Here is a 17,723-nt window from a genome sequence, read left to right as displayed (position 1 = left end):
GGTGGATTTTATCCGCTTGCCAGGGTGGGGAGAATCACACCTGTGTTTATGAGGACAATAATTTTAGAATTAGATTTATGATTTACAGATTTCTTGTTTTTGCAACTGGGGTAATTATATTGACTTTAACAGGTAATTTTTACCTGTCAGCACAGCATCTATCGGAGGGGACTCCTGTAAAAAGGGCGAGGATAAATTTTGATGAAGACTGGCAGTTTCACAAAGGCGACATTGCTATAAAGCGTGCTGTAAAAGCCGGAAAGCAGGGAGGCTTAAGTGATGCTAATGTAAAAGTAGTGACAGGAGAGGAAGCCGTTATTGCTTATACCGATAAGAATAAGGTGGCGGATTATAAGCCTGGCGACTGGATGAATATAAACCTGCCACACGACTGGTTGGTGGGCGAGCCCTTTGTACACGATGATAACATTGGCAGTCAGCCTGCCGGGAATGGTTACCGGCCGACAGGGATAGGCTTTTACAGGAAAGAGTTTGAGATACCGGAAGGAGATGAAGGAAAGATGATCTCAATTGATTTTGATGGTATTTTCCGGAACAGTACTGTTTGGGTGAATGGTCATCTTATGGGCCATCATGAAAGTGGTTACCTACCTTCCACTTACGATCTTACAGATGTGCTGCGATACGGGAGGGAAGGAAAGAATGTAATACTGGTGAAAGTGGATGCAACAGATTTTGAAGGATGGTGGTATGAGGGCTGTGGTATTTACAGGCATGTTTGGCTGACTAAAAGGGGGAAACTGCATGTTGACCAGTATGGTACTCATATTACAACGCCCATTGTTACCACTCAGAAAGCAACGGTGAGTATCGGGACCACGTTGCAAAATGATGATAATGTCGATAGAAAATTTACGCTCATTTCAAGGATATTGGCTAAAAACGGAACGGTGCTGAGCACTCAAAGCAGCTCCTTGTCAATACCAAAACACAATAAGCTAACTGTAGAGCAGCAGGCTAATGTGGTAAGACCACAACTGTGGTCACCGGAAACACCCTCTCTTTACAAAGTGAAAACTGAAATTGTTGAAAATGGCATTGCCGTTGATAATTATGAAACCACGTTTGGCATAAGAACAGTTGAGGTTACCACTAACGGCTTTTTTCTTAATGGAAAGCTTTATCCTATAAAAGGCACCGCCAATCACCAGGATTTTGCTGGTGTGGGTGTGGCATTGCCTGATAAAATTAACGCGTATAAGCTGAAGCTTTTAAAAGAAATGGGTAGTAATGGCTACCGTTGCGCTCATCATCCGCCTACACCTGAGCTACTGGATATCTGTGATAGCATCGGCATGTTGGTATTAGATGAAAACCGGTTATTGTCATCAAGTGCACAAGGGAAAGAGGATTTAAAAACTATGATCCTCCGCGACCGTAATCATCCTTCCGTATTTATGTGGAGCCTGGAAAATGAGGAGTCCCTGGAAGGTAATGTAACAGGGAGAAGAATACTTGAATCACTTGTGGAAGTAGCTCATGAGTTAGATGATACCCGACAGGTGACGGCTGCAATGAACCATGGTTGGAATGAAGGTGGATATAGCGATGTGCTGGATGTAGTAGGCTATAATTATGGTCAGAGGGGAATGCAGTATGTGAAAGATCATCTTCAATATCCCAGGCGTAAAATGTTTGTTACAGAGTCGACCAGCTATGTTTCCACCCGGGGCGAATATGAAGATAATGGAGGGTTAGGTTATGTTTCCAACTTTGGATTGGGGATAGGATGGGGCCTGCAACCTGGTCAGGATTGGAAACACATTGTTCAGTACCCGTTCCTAAGTGGCACTTTTGTATGGACTGGATTTGACTACCGGGGAGAGCCCACTCCCTATGGGTGGCCCTGTGTCAGCTCCCATTTTGGTATTATGGATGTATGCGGTTTTCCGAAAGACGGATATTATGCCTACAAAGCTGCATGGACAGATACGCCTTTGATACATGTCTTCCCACATTGGAACTGGCCAGGGAAAGTAGGACAAAAAATGAAGATCAGGGGATACAGCAATTGTGAAGAAGTATCGTTATTTGTTAACGGGGAAAGTGTGGGTAGGAAGAAAACCGAACCATTTGAATATTTTGAGTGGGAAGTAGTTTATCGACCCGGGAGGCTGGAGGCAAGGGGCTACAATAGCGGTCAGCAAGTAGCCAGTCAGCTAATAGAAACAACTACTGCTCCCGAAAAATTAACATTGGCAAGCGATGTAGATTATTTAAAGGCTGATGGCTGTGATGTTGCGGTTGTAAATGTTGCCATTAGAGATAGCAGCGGAAGGGTGGTACCTACAGCTAATAATTATGTTCAATTTTTTGTTGAAGGACCCGGCAAGATTATTGGAACCGGTAATGGAGATCCAAGCTGCCACGACCCTGAGAATACAAACCAGCGAAGAGCTTTCAACGGCTATTGCCAGGTATTGGTGCAATCAGGTAAAGCCGCAGGAGAAATACGCTTAAAGGCCATTTCAGAAACGCTCGCGGGATCGACAGTTATCATAAAGGTGCAATAGTTCTATAATTCTAATAAAAACTGTTAAAGAGACATAGTGATGATTAAAACGAACAAAATGGTTGTTATACTTTATGCAATGATTTTTGTATTGCCGGTATGTGCTCTTTCACAAACCACTTTTTATGTTTCATCCAATGGCAGCGATACTAATGCAGGAACCTCACAGCAGCCATTTCTGTCTGTTACGAAAGCCCTTGCAGCGGCTCGGACAACTCAGGGGCAAGTGATCATCAGGCTTTTTGGCGGTACTTATTACCTGGAAAGCCCTATTGTTTTTACACCGGAGGATTCCAGGCGAGATGATGAAACCCTCACCATAACCAATGTTGAAAATGAAACGGTCACTATCAGCGGGGGAGTACGGCTGAAAAACCTTCAGTGGAGCAAATATAAAGGTGGTGTTTGGCAAACCAGGGTTGGGCCAGGCCTTATTTTTGACCAGCTATTCGTTAATCGTCGCTTGCAGCATATGGCCCGTTATCCTAATTATGACTCGTCCGCCCGCTTCCTGGGCGGTACTGCAGCCGATGCTTTAAGTAAGGAACGAACTGCCCGTTGGCAAAACCCTGGTGGAGGTTATGTACATGCGCTCCACCGTTCAGAATGGGGTGATTTTCATTATCTGATCAAAGGGAAGGATAGCCTCGGCGAACTTATACTTGAAGGCGGGTGGCAGAATAACAGGCGTATGGGTATGCATCCCGTCCACCGTTTTGTAGAGAACATTTTTGAGGAACTCGATTCACCCGGGGAATGGTACTACGATAAGAAAATCGGTTTGTTATATTATTATCCACCAGAAGGGCTTGATATAAAGACCGCAACATTTGAAACACCTCGTATTCGTCATCTCATTGAATTCAAAGGAACCGAAGCTGCGCCAGTGAAGAATATTCGAATTAGCGGACTTACGCTAATGCATACATTGCGCACTTTCATGGAGAACAAAGAACCATTGTTGCGAAGTGATTGGACTATTTATCGCGGAGGTGCCGTTCTCCTTACCGGAGCGATTCATTGCGCGATAGATGACTGTGTAGTCAGGGATGTAGGTGGCAATGCTATCTTCTTTAACAATTATAACCGGGATTGCGAGGTCGCCGGCTGTTTGATTTCCGATATTGGCGCCAGCGCTGTATGTTTTGTGGGCGACCCAGCAGCGGTACGTTCACCCAGCTTTGAGTATAACGAATTTGTTCCATCGGAAGAGATGGACCGCTCGCCTGGGCCCCGCACCAATAATTATCCGGCATCATGCAGAGTATACAATAACCTCTTGTTTAACCTTGGTATTGTTGAAAAACAATCAGCCGGCATTGAGCTGTCAATGTGCAGACATATTACGGCAAGCCATAACACCATTTATGATGTGCCGCGCGCCGGTATAAATGTTAGTGAAGGAACCTGGGGTGGACATGAGATCGCCTATAATGATGTATTCAATACAGTTAAAGAAAGCGGCGATCATGGCTCTTTTAATTCCTGGGGACGGGATCGGTACTGGCACCCTGATAAAAAGAAACTTGACGCTATTGTGGCTACCAACTTTGATCTTGTATTACTGGATGTAGTAGACCCTATTTTGCTTCATCATAACCGCATGCGTTGCGATCACGGTTGGGATATAGATCTGGACGATGGCTCCAGCAATTACCGGATCTATGATAATCTTTGTCTAAACGGCGGCATAAAACTTAGAGAAGGCGTGAACCGGGTAGTAGAAAATAATATTATGGTTAATAACACCTTTCATCCGCATGTGTGGTTTGAAAACAGCAACGATGTTTTTAAACATAATGTTGTTGCTACCGGTTACCTGCCTATTGGCATTAAGGAATGGGGGCAGGAGGTCGACTATAATGTCTTTCCGGATTCAATGTCGCTGAAAGCTGCCTGGGAAAGGGGTACAGATAGACATTCTGTATGCGTACCGCTTGATTTTCAGCAGCCACAACAAGGCGATTTCAGGCTAAAGGAAAGTTCAAAGGCTTTTGAAATAGGGTTTAAAAACTTTCCAATGGATAGTTTTGGCGTTGTTTCTCTTAAACTGAAGGCACTGGCAAAAAAGATTCCCCTGCCGACACTTGTAACACTAAATTATGCGGATGGGGATGAAGCCATTGAATTTATGGGCGCGAAGGTAAAGACCCTGCGCACGCTGGGAGAGCGGTCTGCCACGGGTATGGATGAAACAAGGGGAGCGTTGGTCGTATCGGTTATGCAAGGTACAACCGCAGCAAAATTCCTACAGCCCAATGATGTCATTCTCTTTTTGAATGGGAAAAGAATTGACAATGTCCGGGATCTAAGCGAAGCCAGGATGGGGGTTGGTACAAGTACTGACATTGCAATTTTTAGAAATCAGAAAGAAATCAGGAAGAATATTAATTTGAAGGATAGTAACAAACCAAATTGAAAATAATATTATCCCGCAATATTTGTTGACTAAAAAAATATATTACCTTCTCTAAAACCTAATTTCTTTTCTTATAAATGATGACACACTGAGAACCCGTAAAACAGGATAACCCATCCTGTTGAAAACTAGCCCAATACATGGAAATGTTTCAAGAGAGTTCGTTCCTTGAATATTAGGTGGCCTCACCTTTCCGTAGAGCAAAGAACACCTTCCAATAGTGGCTATTTTTCGAATCCGGCAGGTAATATATTTTTTGCCCTTCCCTGGTATTCTACGAGGAATGCAGATGGCTCTTTTAATTACGGATCAGCAAACGATTATGGTGGTGGAAACGGTAATTTCCCACTTATTGCAGGAGATAATTATAACCCACTTATCATAGCTGCGTATAGAAGAATTGGGCCTATACCTTATACTGAAATAAAAGCCAATTCCAATTTAGCAGATGAGCAAAATCCTTCTTACTAATGTAATGGACGTTTCTGTGTAAAATGTAGTTGGTCAGGCAGGGAGCAAAACCTACCGCGACCGGGAAAACCGGAGATACTGTCTCTGGTTTTCCTTTTTAAGCTCTTTTAAGGTAGCCTAACCTTGAAAATAATTCCCTATCTTAGGTAAATAACCCATATTAACCTTACAATTATGAATTCCCGTCGTGTCTTTTTACAAAACCTTGCCATGGCTTCTATTGCCATTCCATTCACCAATTTCAAACTGTACGAAGAGAAACCCCTTCGTGTCGCCATTTGTGGGCTGGGAGGGTACGGTACCCGCGTTGCCGAAGCCATCCAATCCTGCTCGCGCGTCAAACTCGTCGGGGTCATCAGTGGCACGCCTTCAAAGATCAAAGCCTGGCAGGCCAAATACAATATTCCGGAAAAGAATTGCTATAACTATGAGAACTTTGACGAGATCAGAAATAACCCTGATATAGATGCTGTGTACGTCATTACACCTAATGCCCTACATCATGACCAGGTCATTCGCGTTGCAAAAGCAGGTAAACATGCGATTTGTGAAAAGCCAATGGCAGTTAATGCAAAAGAAGGGGAGGAAATGGTAGAGGCCTGCAAAAAGGCCAATGTAAAGCTCCTGGTAGGTTATCGTATGCACTTTGAACCCAATACCCTCGAAGTCATTAGAATGCGTAATAACGGGGATTTCGGTAAGGTTCTTTTTTTTCAGGGACTTTGTGGATTTAAGATCGGCGATCCCAGCCAATGGCGTCTTAATAAACAATTAGCTGGCGGAGGATCAATCATGGATATCGGTATCTATGCCATCAATGGCGCAAGATATATGACAGGAGAGGACCCTGTCTGGGTAACCGCACAGGAAACCAAAACAGACCATGTGAAATTTAAAGAAGGGGTAGACGAAACGATCCAGTTTCAATTCGGGTTTCCCAGTGGCGCTGCGGCCTCCTGTCTGTCTACTTATGCGATGAACAACCTGGACAAGTTCTTCCTGAACGGAGATAAAGGCTTTGCTGAAATGCAGCCCTCTACTAACTACGGACCCATTAAAGGACGGACTAACAAAGGAGAATTAACCAAACCTCATACCATTCACCAGGCAGTTCAAATGGATGAAATGGCAGCTATTATTTTTGATAATAAACAACCCATCGTGCCAGTCAATGGCGAAGAAGCCGTTAAAGACCTGAAGATTATAGATGCTATCTATGAGGCAGCACGTACTGGCAAAAAGGTAAACCTGCATCTATGATTAGATGAATCATTATATTCCGGCGAAAGTCCAGGAGGGGGGCAGGAATCAGGGTGGCCATTCAGCAGAAGACCAACCGGGTAAAAGCCTGGCAACTTTTATTCACTCTACCCCTCTCACCCTCATCCTCAACGTATACACCCCCTCTGACGCTGTAATAAACAGTAGCTTCCTATCTTTCCCTCCAAAACACACATTCCCCGTCCAGCTCTTCGAAACCGGTATATTCCCCAGTTTTTTACCTGTGTTATCATACACTGTCACTCCATTCCCTGTTATATACAAATTGCCCTCACTATCCAGCGTCATCCCATCAGATCCCTGCGGCACAAACTCCTGTTTATTTTTCAAACTCCCATCCGCATTGATTTCAAATCTATAGGTCTTATTCGCCGCTATATCCGCCACATACAAATACTTGCCATCCGGCGTACCCACAATCCCATTTGGCTTTACTACACCATCTTCCACTATTATCGGTGCACTTTCTCCCTTGCGCAAATAATACACCTTCTGTCCGGCAATATCAGGCTGTTTCCGATCCCAATATTCTCTTTGATAATACGGATCAGTAAAATAAATTCCACCTTTTGCATCAATCCATAAATCATTCGGCCCATTCAATCGCTTGCCTTCAAATAGACTCAATAGCACGGTTACTTTTTTATCAGGGCTAATAGACCAAAGCTCATCCTTCTCATCTGCACATGCGATCAGGTTCCCTTTTTGATCAAAATACAAACCATTGGAACGCCCGGTCTTATCCATAAATAAAGTGAGTTTCCCTTTTGTATCATACTTCCATATTTTATCATTCGGTTGGTCAGTGAAATAAATATCTCCTTTTTTATTCACCGCCGGACCTTCTGAAAAAGCAAATGTAGCAGGGAGTTTTTTTAGTTGAGCACCGGGTGCGACTACGCTGAGCTGGGCGGCTACCTGGGTCGAAATCAAACAAAAAGTAATTAAAGCGTGGATGCTGTTCATATAATTAGTTTTCTCTTCCCCAAAATAAGTAAAACCGATTGTACAATTCATATTACGCGCACTTTTTATTGCTTATGGAAAAGATCATAAACCAATAATAACTATCTTTAAATATGGACCATCATGAACGTATCGCAAAACTTACCTTCGCCGGTGTCTACCCCATGTACCTCCAAAAGGTAGAAAAGAAAGGCCGGACAAAAGAAGAACTGGATCAGGTGATCGAATGGTTAACCGGTTTCAATATCCATCAACAAACCGAACTCATTAAAGAAAAAGTAACTTTTGCCACCTTCTTCCAAAAGGCAACCATAAATCCCAATGCACACCTCATTACCGGTGTGATCTGCGGCTATCGTGTAGAGGAGATCGACAACCCCTTAACCCAACAGATACGGTACTTAGATAAGCTGGTAGATGAGTTGGCCAAAGGGAAGAAGATGGAAAAGATATTAAGAACGGAGCACTAATGCACCGTCCTTATTTTAATCCATTTAGTAATCTCTTCTAACACCAATGGAGAAAAGGTCTGTTCAATCCTCGCATACTCTGTCGGACTCCCTGTTTTGCATTCCTGGAACAAGTGATTTAAACCCTCATACTCTTTGATCGTTGCATCTTTATTTCCTGCCTCTTTCAGCGCTGCCGCTATTTTTGGCAGGTTGTCCTTTGCTGGTACCTGCAGATCTTTATCTCCATTTACCGCCAGCACAGGACAATGCACTTTCCTGAGAGAAGTGGTTGGATCATATTTCATAAAGAACTTGATCCATGGCCATGGATGCATCATTTCTTTCACCTCCTCTTCCGGATTTCCTTCTCCCAATTGCTTATAATAGGATGTCAGGTCTCTTTTGATCGTACTATCATCATCATTGTTGAGGATGATGTCAAAAGCTCCTTTATTTGTCGAATTAATTTTTGTAATGGCACTATCTGCTGTTCCTTGTGCATGTAATACCAATGCTGTTTGTTTGAGGAGTAATTCATCACCCCTGATACCCGTACCGGCCAGCATAACTATGAAGGCTACATTTTTATTTCTTGCTGCGACTATCGGTGCGATCAATCCGCCTTCGCTATGCCCTATCAATCCAATTTGTTTTATTTCTTTGCGTGTCTTCAGGTAGGCAATGGCGCTTTCTACATCGTTAGCGAAATCCAGCGAGGTAGCTGATTTGAAATCACCGGTTGACTTAGCTACTCCCCGGTCGTCATATCGCAACACTGCAATTCCCTGACGGGTCAGGTAGTCTGAAATAATCAGGAATGGTTTATGTCCCAGTAGTTCCTCATCCCGGTTTTGTTGGCCGCTGCCTGTGATAAGAATTACAGCAGGGTAGGAGCCGGTTTTCCTGGGCAGGGTCAGGGTGCCAGCCAGTGTTACATGTGCCTGGGTATCTTCGAAGGTGACCTCTTCAGAATAGTAAGGAAGCGGTAATGTTGGTTCCTGTGGATGTTTGACAGGTTCCACAAAACCTCTTACAAATGTAAGTGGCAATGTTTTACTTCCCTGGGTAAACGTACCTGTCAGGCTATCGGTTTTATATTCACCAGTGTATGCGGCATGAACGGCATCGATTTTTAAATGAATGTCAGGGTTGTTGTAAGTGAATTCACTTACAGGAATACCTTTCGCTCCCTGGTCCGGACTATCTAATGTAACGTTGTACCCGGTATCCGACTTTTGAATATTTAATACCACGCGTAGTGGCCCCAGCTTGCCATTCCAGCTACCAGCAATGTCCTGTGCAATCCCGGCAATAGCTATGAGCAGGGTTAGAAAAGTGATCGTAATCTTTTTCATGGTTTTTTCTTTCTTATTACTTTAAGAATATAGATAATAATGAAGTATAGCAGAATACAGGTAACAATGGCAATCGGAATAAAGTAATTGCCGGCAATTTCCCGGATACCTTCCTGTTTTCTTGTGATTCCAAAAAAGAATGTATGCGGACCTACCCAGAGACCGGTTATTTCCGGTTTGATAATTTTCATGACAATCAATATTGGAAAGGTCACCAGCATGATGGTCATAAATGAAAGCACGATATATGCGATCCCGTTTCGCAGGTTCAGGAACAGCGCCTGTAACAGGTACCTGACATTGAAGGTCTTGATAGCCTGGTCAATTTTTTTGCTGGCCACGACCTCTTTGAGTGTTATTTCCGGATCGCCTAGTCTGTCCAGGATATTGAGTAGTGCCGTCATCTCATCCTCCCTGTGATCTGTGATATACTCATAGATATAGCTGTTCACCTCCATCAGACATTCTTCCTGGTCTTCCTTTGAGAGGATTTGTACGACTCTTTTACAACGATTTATATAGTTATTATATACTCGCTGGCTGGCAGGGTTTTTAAATTCTATTGCTTTCATGCAGGATTATTTTATAAAATTTTCATCTATAGATTTCTTCATTGCCGCCAGGTGTGCCCTGCCATCTTCTGAAATGTAATAGTACTTGCGGGGGATACCCGTTGGTTGTTCTATCCATTTGTAGATTAGTAACTCCTCTTTCTGAAGCCGGGTCAGTAGTGGGTACATGGTGCTTTCAGTCACCTCGGTGTTGAAATCCTCTTTTAGATGCTGAATGAGTTCGTAGCCATAGCGTTCCTTGGCGTCAAGCGCCTTTAGAACGAAGTATGGCAATAGCCCTTTTTTTAATTGGGTCTCCCAATTTTTTAAGAATTCGTTTTTCACGATGCAAATATATGGTATTAGGATGTACTATGCAATACGATGTATTATTAAATTCAAAATACACTGATTATCAATATAAATTGAAGGGGGCAAAATGCCTGATTGGCAGATATGAGAATTTTTTGGTTCCTATGCCGCTTATTTATTGGCTCAATAGCTCATTCACATGTGCTTAGGATTGTCCTGACTTAGGAGCAGCTTATAGGGGTATACACATACTAAATCACTGCAAACATACTTTGCTGCAGGAATGATCAATAAGGTGGTTTTTTAAGAATATAGAGTGGTGCCTGACTCAAAAAAGTCTGGAACGATATGAAATTAAAGTAACTGTTATCGTGGATGAATTTGCGGAGAAAGGAAACAGGTGGAATTTAGATAGATGAATCTGCTGAGAACCAGTGGATACCCGAATAAAATAAAACAGGCTGTATCATAAAAAGATGATACAGCCTGTTTCTACATACTATTGCTTACAAGTAGTATTGTAATCGCTAAAGATCTGGATACCCATATCCTGCAATTTGCTACCACCCCTGTCTAACTCACCTTTGATCAATTTGCCCATACCGCTCTTTTTCTTTTCCTCCTTGGCCGGATCATAAGTGCTGTAATTACCTCCAGCAAGTTTGTCTGCTACAGTAGGACAATCGCTTACCAGTTTCTTGATGTCAGATGTGGTCAGCTCTTTTGGCTTATCATCACCTTTCTGTACCAGGATATCCGGGTTGTCGCGAAGGTTTTGATTAGAAGCTTCCATTTCTGCAACGTCGCTGTTACCTACAGCTACAGGAGCCGGATAACCATACAGACGATACATTTTGATAGGGCCGTCAACCAATACTTCTGCCATGTGTGTGGTGTTGGAGAGGTTCTTGATTGTTTTAATCTGCGCACCTAAACCGCCACCGCTGGTTAAAGCTTCGCGCTTGTTGACAAACTTGATCATACGGAAGTGTCTTTCCACGCTATCTTCGATAGCTACGTACTCTTTCATATCATCCGCATCCAGTACTTTAAATTTCTGCTTCTTTTTTTCGGCGTCAATTGATTCCTTAGCAATAAATTTGACTTTCTTCTGGTTTCTCCAGGGATTTGATGCATTGCCATACAGCTTTACAATTCCCTCGATTTTCTGGTCGTCTTTTGTGATAATGTACCCCTGTTTTTCTGTCCCTTTAAGTTCGTACTCATCGTTTTCAGTGTTGGTAGTGTCTTGTGCAAAGGCTGCCATTGATAGAATGAACATGCCTACAGTCAGAATTGATTTTCTCATAGATGTTTTTGAGGATTATGCAGGCAAAGAAAGTACGATTATTTATCATATTAAATAAAAATGGACTGTTTTAGAGATTGTAGGGACGGATTAATAAAGCAATGTCGGGTGGTGGAGTTTATTGCATAAATACGCCTGAAGGGCCGCCGTATAGTGGAGAATAGCCGTAAGAATTACTTCTGCTTACACTTACGCTACCGGAAATGGAAAATGTTTTATCATTACTGATATACATTACACCCACCTGGGCAGCAGGGTAAATGCCAAAGCTCCTGGTCTGCATAGGGCCATAGCCGGTTTTGCTGGTTGTGGGTTGGTAAAACAGGTTATTGGATTGAAACAGGGTAGGAGTGGCAGATATATTGCCAAAGGCAAAGAGGTTGTTAGTCAGCTGACGGTTCAGCTGTAATGCCATTGGAGCTGACAAAAACTTACTGCTACCGCCTTTAAATGCCATAAAACCGGTAGAAATGCCGGTATATTTAGTCACAAACCATTTATTATGCTGCCTGGTAGTATCAGACAATCGGCCAGGTGCCCCGGAATAAAACGGGGACTGAGCCTTTGTCGCTAAAGCAGACATTATAATCGCGATAAAAAGGATGGCGCGTCTCATAATATGAAGGTAACTATCCTTTTTGTGAATAATGCTAAGAAAATCATAATATTCATACAGGAAGGGTGCCTTTTCAGGAAAAGACACCCTTCACAAGGGGAATGTTTGCCTGGTATAATTATTTACATTGCAAATACATGATTTTGGCGTCAGCGTATCCCTGTTACTTAAGTCACATCCCCTTTTTTATTCATTTTTAAAACTTATAAGAAATAGACAACCGATAATTTCTCGGCGCTTCTGCCTGATAGTAATAAGCATTGATATAAGAATAATACGACCCACTAAACAAATACTTATCTAATATATTAAAAGCATTCGCCGTGATGCGCAATTTATTTCCTTCCCAGAATAAACCACCATCCAGTTTGAAATAATCCGGTAATCGCTGCAACCCTACACTCCATGTATCTGTCTCACGACCTGCCAGATACGTAAACCCACCTGAAATACCAGCGCCTCTCAGCTTACCGGTCCGTAGTTTATATGTCAGCCATGCATTGGCCACATGCTTTGAATAACCAGGCACCACGTCGCCCACTTTAATACCTGTAGCTTCAGAAACACCCGGATTTACCTTGCTCACTTTTGAATCCGTCAAGGCATAGTTTGCTGTTAAGTCCAAACCAGGCAGAATTTCACCACGGAGATCGAACTCCACACCCTGTGCTCTTCTCTGACCAAATACAATACTCAGTCCAGAATTTGCCGGAGCATTCGGATCTGCAGTCAGTTCATTTTCTTTTAAGATGCGGTATACAGATACGGTGGTATTCCATTTCCCTTCCATCCAGTCTCTTTTAATGCCAACCTCTGTATTATTACCTGTCAATGGTTTTAATTTACCCACGCTCACAGCACCTGCCTGTGGGGTAAATGCCTGGTCATATAATGCGTAGATAGAAGTATAGTCGTCAATAGATACACTCAAACCTATTCGTGGTGTAAAGCGTTTTGCTTCGCTCACCGTACCGAAATCGGCCTGGTTGATATAAGTATAACGACCTGCTAATGTCAGTCTCAATTTGTTATTGAATAAACCCAATTCATCCTGCAGGTAAAAGCTGGAATAGCGGGAGTTGATAAGGCCATAACCCTTAGCGGCTCTTGCTTCCAGGCTTAAGGTGTGGTCAAACACAGGGTACCCGTTGGATGGATTATCGAGGGTCAGGCCTGGTGCAAAAGGATCGAATGGTGCAGTGCCGGTATCCAGCGAATGTGTTTGTGCATAATCCGCCACGTACTTTTTATTACCCATGTCAATACCTGTTAAGATCTTGTGTACCACAGGACCAGTAGTTACCTTACCATTCAGGAAAAACTGCCCTAAAGACATGGTACTTTTTGCTTCCCAAATACCTGTGTTCCTGTAATATTTACCATCAGCTTCTACAGAATCTGCCCACATAGATGAGCCATCCTGATTATAGAGATAATAAGCAGCTTGTGCGGTCAGTTTCCAGTTTTCATCGATCTGGTGCTGCACATTAACGGTAAAGCTGTGGTCGTTGATGATGGTAGGTTTCAGGCCAGCTGGCAGGGCACTTAAAGTACGGTCATAAGTGGCATAACCAAATGGGCTGAATATATAATAAGATCCTACGTCAGACATATTTGCACGCTGGTAGGTATACTCGGCAGTTATCTTGGTATTATCATCTACCTGGAAAGAAACGACCGGTGCAAAAGCATACCGATCGTTGAACTCATTTGTTCTGAAAGAGTTTTTGTTTTGACCGGAAAGGTTCAGGCGGTAGAGGATCTTTCCATCTTTGCTTAACTTTCCATCCAGGTCCAGCGAAGCACGGTTCAGGTTATAACTACCCATCGTATAGCTGAATTCATTTTTGCGCTGACCGGTAGGTTTCTTCGTCACCACATTATACAAACCACTTGGGTCGCCACTGCTGATCATGAATCCTGCCGGGCCTTTTACGAATTCAATGTGGTCTACAAAACTCATATCTTCCGTGAGTGGTCCCCAATAGGAGCTGACTACATTAAACCCGTTGCGGAATGCCTTTACCTGGGAGCCACGCATAGTGATATTGGTATACAGATCGCCCCAGTGTTCTAATCTTACAGCACCACTCACATTACGGATGATGCCATCGCTCATACTGATGATCTGTTGCTCTTTGATAGACTGGTTGGAAACCACCTGGATATTTTGTGCCACTTCTATCAATGGTTCCTGCAGGCGTAGGGACTGCGATGGATTGTCCATCTTCACACTATTGGTACGTGCATTGACCATCACTTCTTTGAGCTGGGTTCTATTGATGTTCAGTTCAAAATTTACGGTTTCATTCTGACCAGCTTCTACAGTCACCTGTTTTTCCTGTGGTTGGATATTGACTGCACTTACGGTGATAGTATAGGTGCCTGGTGCCACACGGTTGATACGGAAATGGCCTTTGTCGGTCGTTGCAGCGCCATAAGACGTACCTTTGAGGCTTACGGTTACATAAGCTACAGGATTACCGTCTTTTGTGGTGACTACGCCGTTCAGACTGCCGTGTTGTTGTTGCGCATATACAGTTGATGTCAGCAACAGTAAAGAAAAAATAGGAAATAGTAATTTCATGATCGCAGGTTGACTATAATGTTGGCAAAGAAACATTAAAATCAACCGGGTGTATAGCGGATTCACCAGAATTTCCGGATAGCGTAAACTATTTTCCGGATAGCGTAAATGCAGGCTGAGGCTTACTGATATTAGAAAGTGCAATGAGTCCCGCACTGGCAATGATTGCCCCGCCTACAAATGGAAACCCTGCCCCCACTATATCTTCCATGGAAGAAGAAAATAGAAACGGCAAACAGAATAACATGCCTGCTGTACCCATGAAAATAGCCGTATAGGCACCGAACTTTGTGATCCATGAGGTAACAGGCATGGGATGGAGGGGCGGCGCATAGCTAAACACCGCCTCCCGCAGGGTACTGGTCTGGCAGTGGGCATAGTCTTCTATCGTCCAGGTACTGATAGGTTTAGCCTGTGTACCGTTTATAAAATCATGGTAAAAGGTACGCCAAAGATCGGGGAGGAGAAGGGCACCGAATAAAAAGATCAGGAGGCTGGGGATGGTCCGGTTACCGTTTCCCAGCATAAATGCCTGTAGACGGATTTCGTGTACGGGTGTCATTTGGAAGCCGAGTAAGACATGCTTCAGATCATGGCTTTCGTAACCCGGTACAAGGTGCAGGTTGTGGCGTATAAGACAGACCGCGATGTCCTTACCCAGGGTACCTTTTGACACTCGTTATCTGTAGCTTTTTTACCTTCCTTGCCTTTGGATCGGACGATGAAAAGAAAGACATTTCTAAAATGAACACCGAAGCATTTACGATTTCTAAAAATTTTGTAGAAGAACAACTAAAGGCACCCGGTAGTGCAGATTTTCCAACACTGGATTTAACTTCTGACTACATTGGGGACAATACCTTTAAGGTCAAGAGCTACGTGGATGCTCAGAATAGTTTCGGGGCTAAGCTCAGAACACATTATGTAGCAACCTTGAAATTCAATGGTGGCGATTGGGCAGATAAGTCGAACTGGACGCTGATTGATCTGAAAACCACTGAACAATAATCGGGAGGGAATATCAAATTGAGAATTGTGTAAACGATTAGCTATTTCCAACCAATACCGGGTAAAAACAGGTTGTATCGTAATTTCTGTACAACCTGTTTTTTATACCTTTAGTGTCAACTATGGATAGACTAAGACAACATATTGACGCCATTGCACCATTAACCGATGAAGAATTTGAGTATGTAAAAGGTTTCTTTACCCTGAAAAAGGTACGAAAGAACCAGTTCCTAATTCATGAAGGAGACGACGCGAAATATGAATACCTGGTCCTGTCAGGGATCTATAAGGTCTTCTTTGTGGACAATGCAGGAAAGGAATACATTATGCAGTTTGCACAGCAAAACTGGTGGATGTCCGACTACTATGCCTTCTTTAAACAAAAGGAAGCCTCCATGTTTATAGAATGTATGGAAGGTGGGGAAGTGCTCTATTCCACACTGGCGTCCAGAGAAAAGCTATCTGCTGACCTGCATAAAATGGAACACTTTTTCAGGGCCAAGCTTACCAATGGCTATGTTGCCCTGCAACAACGGATCAGGTTATTGCTTTCAAGTACGCCACAGCAGCGCTATGAGGAGTTTTCAAGGTTGTATCCTGAGTTGATAGAACGAATACCAAAGAAGTTTATAGCAGAGTACCTGGGGGTAAGCCGGGAAACCCTGAGCCGGTTATATGGTAAAGTGTGATTCTGAGTCGGTTGTATGGCAATGTACAATACCGAGCCACTATATAGCACAGTATAATCCTGATCCCCTTTACAACTAAGTGTGATCCGGATCACACTTTTTTAGTGACCAGCCTCCTTCTCTGACCCTGCCCTATGGATGTAATTTTGAGTAATCAAAAACACTTAAATCTTACATCATGAAAACAAAAGTATTAATCATCGTATCCAATGCCAATGTAATTGGCACTCATAATAGAAGAACCGGTACCTTTCTGCCTGAAGTAGCACATCCTTATGCAGAATTTGAAAAAGCAGGTTTCGAGGTGGATTTTGCCAGCTTAACAGGTGATACCCCTTATTTAGATGCCTTGAACCTGGCCGATGATCCTGATAACCTGAAGTTCCTGACCGGCAAGGGCTGGGCAGATATGCAGCAGGCAAAGAAACTCTCCACTGTAGATGTGAGCGCATATGATGTCGTGTTTGTACCTGGTGGACTCGCACCAATGGTCGATATGCCGGAAGCTCCCTTACTGAAAAAAGTTATCGCTGAAACTTATGAACGGAATGCTGTGGTAGGTGCCGTGTGTCATGGACCTGTATCTTTGTTAAATGTGAAGTTGAGTGACGGGTCTTACCTTGTGAATGGCAAACAAATCACCTCTTTCACTACTGAGGAAGAAGACAATTACGCCAGGAAGGATGTACCTTTTGATCTGCAAACGGCTTTGACCAGTCAGGGTGCGATATTTCATGCAGCTGCGCCATGGTCTGCGAATAGTATTGCCGATGGCAGACTGGTAACAGGTCAGAACCCTGCTTCAGCAAAAGGAGTAGGCGAGAAAATAGTGGCTATTTTAGAAAAATAAAAGAGAAAAAGATGAATACAGAATCAGTTTATGTATTTGCCAAATGGCAGGTGAAGGAAGGACAGTTGGATGTGGTGCTGGAATTATTACAGGAAGTGGCGGCGAAGAGTAGGGAAGAGGATGGGAATTTGTTCTATAACCTTCATCAGAGTAAACAGGATGCAAATACCTTGTTGTTGTATGAAGGATATATCAGTGAAGCAGCGGTGGAGGTACATAGGAATTCAGTGTACTTTCAGGAGCTGGTGATCGGGAAGATTGTGCCATTGCTGCAGAATAGGGAAGTGGTGGTAGCAGCACAGATTTAAGTGCAGAGCCGGGGAT

At 43.3% G+C, this 17,723-nt stretch carries 16 protein-coding genes; 8 read left to right on the top strand and 8 right to left on the bottom strand.

The annotated features are described in order from the left end of the window. The first annotated feature begins 77 nt into the window (after positions 1-77). From galA to SIO70_RS22850, 3 genes are all read left to right on the top strand, one after another. Entirely contained in the window at positions 78-2,534 is a 2,457-nt protein-coding gene (gene galA / locus SIO70_RS22860) for a beta-galactosidase GalA (RefSeq protein ID WP_320574640.1), read from the top strand. A gap of 39 nt (positions 2,535-2,573) precedes the next feature. After that, on the top strand, positions 2,574-4,952 hold the full coding sequence (locus SIO70_RS22855; RefSeq protein ID WP_320574638.1) for a right-handed parallel beta-helix repeat-containing protein: 2,379 nt from the start codon (positions 2,574-2,576) through the stop codon (positions 4,950-4,952). A gap of 645 nt (positions 4,953-5,597) precedes the next feature. Then, positions 5,598-6,683 carry a Gfo/Idh/MocA family oxidoreductase gene (locus SIO70_RS22850; RefSeq protein ID WP_320574637.1) on the top strand — a complete coding sequence of 362 codons (1,086 nt, stop codon included), beginning with the start codon at positions 5,598-5,600 and terminating at the stop codon, positions 6,681-6,683. A gap of 102 nt (positions 6,684-6,785) precedes the next feature. Here SIO70_RS22850 and SIO70_RS22845 read toward each other — a convergent pair whose 3' ends face one another. Continuing rightward, positions 6,786-7,721, bottom strand: coding sequence for an SMP-30/gluconolactonase/LRE family protein (locus SIO70_RS22845; RefSeq protein WP_320574635.1), 936 nt, complete (start codon positions 7,719-7,721; stop codon positions 6,786-6,788). A gap of 62 nt (positions 7,722-7,783) precedes the next feature. Here SIO70_RS22845 and SIO70_RS22840 point away from each other — a divergent pair, with 62 nt between their 5' ends. Then, positions 7,784-8,140, top strand: a complete 357-nt coding sequence (locus tag SIO70_RS22840; RefSeq protein WP_320574633.1) for a DUF2200 domain-containing protein — start codon at positions 7,784-7,786, stop codon at positions 8,138-8,140. Here the strand turns inward: SIO70_RS22840 and SIO70_RS22835 are convergent. The 7 genes from SIO70_RS22835 to SIO70_RS22805 all read right to left on the bottom strand — a co-directional run bounded on the left by SIO70_RS22835 (position 8,137) and on the right by SIO70_RS22805 (position 15,528). Next, a complete protein-coding gene (locus SIO70_RS22835; protein WP_320574631.1) occupies positions 8,137-9,477 on the bottom strand; it encodes an alpha/beta hydrolase in 1,341 nt (446 codons plus the stop codon). The genes SIO70_RS22840 and SIO70_RS22835 overlap by 4 nt on opposite strands. After that, positions 9,474-10,049: a hypothetical protein gene (locus tag SIO70_RS22830; RefSeq protein WP_320574629.1), complete on the bottom strand. Its 576-nt coding sequence runs from the start codon at positions 10,047-10,049 to the stop codon at positions 9,474-9,476. The genes SIO70_RS22835 and SIO70_RS22830 overlap by 4 nt, the downstream gene beginning before the upstream one ends. 6 nt (positions 10,050-10,055) lie before the next feature. Then, the gene (locus tag SIO70_RS22825) at positions 10,056-10,322 is read right to left on the bottom strand and encodes a PadR family transcriptional regulator (RefSeq protein ID WP_320574627.1); all 267 of its coding nucleotides are present in this window, start codon (positions 10,320-10,322) and stop codon (positions 10,056-10,058) included. A gap of 517 nt (positions 10,323-10,839) precedes the next feature. Beyond that, entirely contained in the window at positions 10,840-11,649 is an 810-nt protein-coding gene (locus SIO70_RS22820; RefSeq protein WP_320574626.1) for a hypothetical protein, read from the bottom strand. A 118-nt stretch (positions 11,650-11,767) separates the two neighbouring features. Continuing rightward, positions 11,768-12,265: a hypothetical protein gene (locus SIO70_RS22815; RefSeq protein WP_320574625.1), complete on the bottom strand. Its 498-nt coding sequence runs from the start codon at positions 12,263-12,265 to the stop codon at positions 11,768-11,770. A gap of 196 nt (positions 12,266-12,461) precedes the next feature. Beyond that, positions 12,462-14,852 carry a TonB-dependent receptor gene (locus tag SIO70_RS22810; RefSeq protein WP_320574624.1) on the bottom strand — a complete coding sequence of 797 codons (2,391 nt, stop codon included), beginning with the start codon at positions 14,850-14,852 and terminating at the stop codon, positions 12,462-12,464. Between the two features lie 88 nt (positions 14,853-14,940). After that, on the bottom strand, positions 14,941-15,528 hold the full coding sequence (locus SIO70_RS22805) for a hypothetical protein (protein WP_320574623.1): 588 nt from the start codon (positions 15,526-15,528) through the stop codon (positions 14,941-14,943). Between SIO70_RS22805 and SIO70_RS22800 the strand changes: the two genes are divergently transcribed. From SIO70_RS22800 to SIO70_RS22785, 4 genes are all read left to right on the top strand, one after another. Next, the gene (locus tag SIO70_RS22800; protein WP_320574621.1) at positions 15,522-15,860 is read left to right on the top strand and encodes a hypothetical protein; all 339 of its coding nucleotides are present in this window, start codon (positions 15,522-15,524) and stop codon (positions 15,858-15,860) included. The genes SIO70_RS22805 and SIO70_RS22800 overlap by 7 nt on opposite strands. Before the next feature lie 122 nt (positions 15,861-15,982). Further along, the gene (locus SIO70_RS22795) at positions 15,983-16,549 is read left to right on the top strand and encodes a Crp/Fnr family transcriptional regulator (RefSeq protein ID WP_320574619.1); all 567 of its coding nucleotides are present in this window, start codon (positions 15,983-15,985) and stop codon (positions 16,547-16,549) included. A gap of 178 nt (positions 16,550-16,727) precedes the next feature. Continuing rightward, positions 16,728-17,399 (top strand): type 1 glutamine amidotransferase domain-containing protein, encoded by a 672-nt coding sequence (locus SIO70_RS22790; protein WP_320574617.1) that lies wholly within the window; start codon positions 16,728-16,730, stop codon positions 17,397-17,399. Positions 17,400-17,410: 11 nt separating this feature from the next. Continuing rightward, a complete protein-coding gene (locus SIO70_RS22785) occupies positions 17,411-17,707 on the top strand; it encodes a putative quinol monooxygenase (RefSeq protein WP_320574615.1) in 297 nt (98 codons plus the stop codon). Positions 17,708-17,723: the final 16 nt, after the last annotated feature.

The organism is Chitinophaga sancti (assembly GCF_034087045.1).
Taxonomy (GTDB): domain Bacteria; phylum Bacteroidota; class Bacteroidia; order Chitinophagales; family Chitinophagaceae; genus Chitinophaga; species Chitinophaga sancti_B.
The sequence above is the reverse complement of the archived record's forward strand: the minus strand, read 5'-3'. Positions and strand labels throughout refer to the sequence as shown.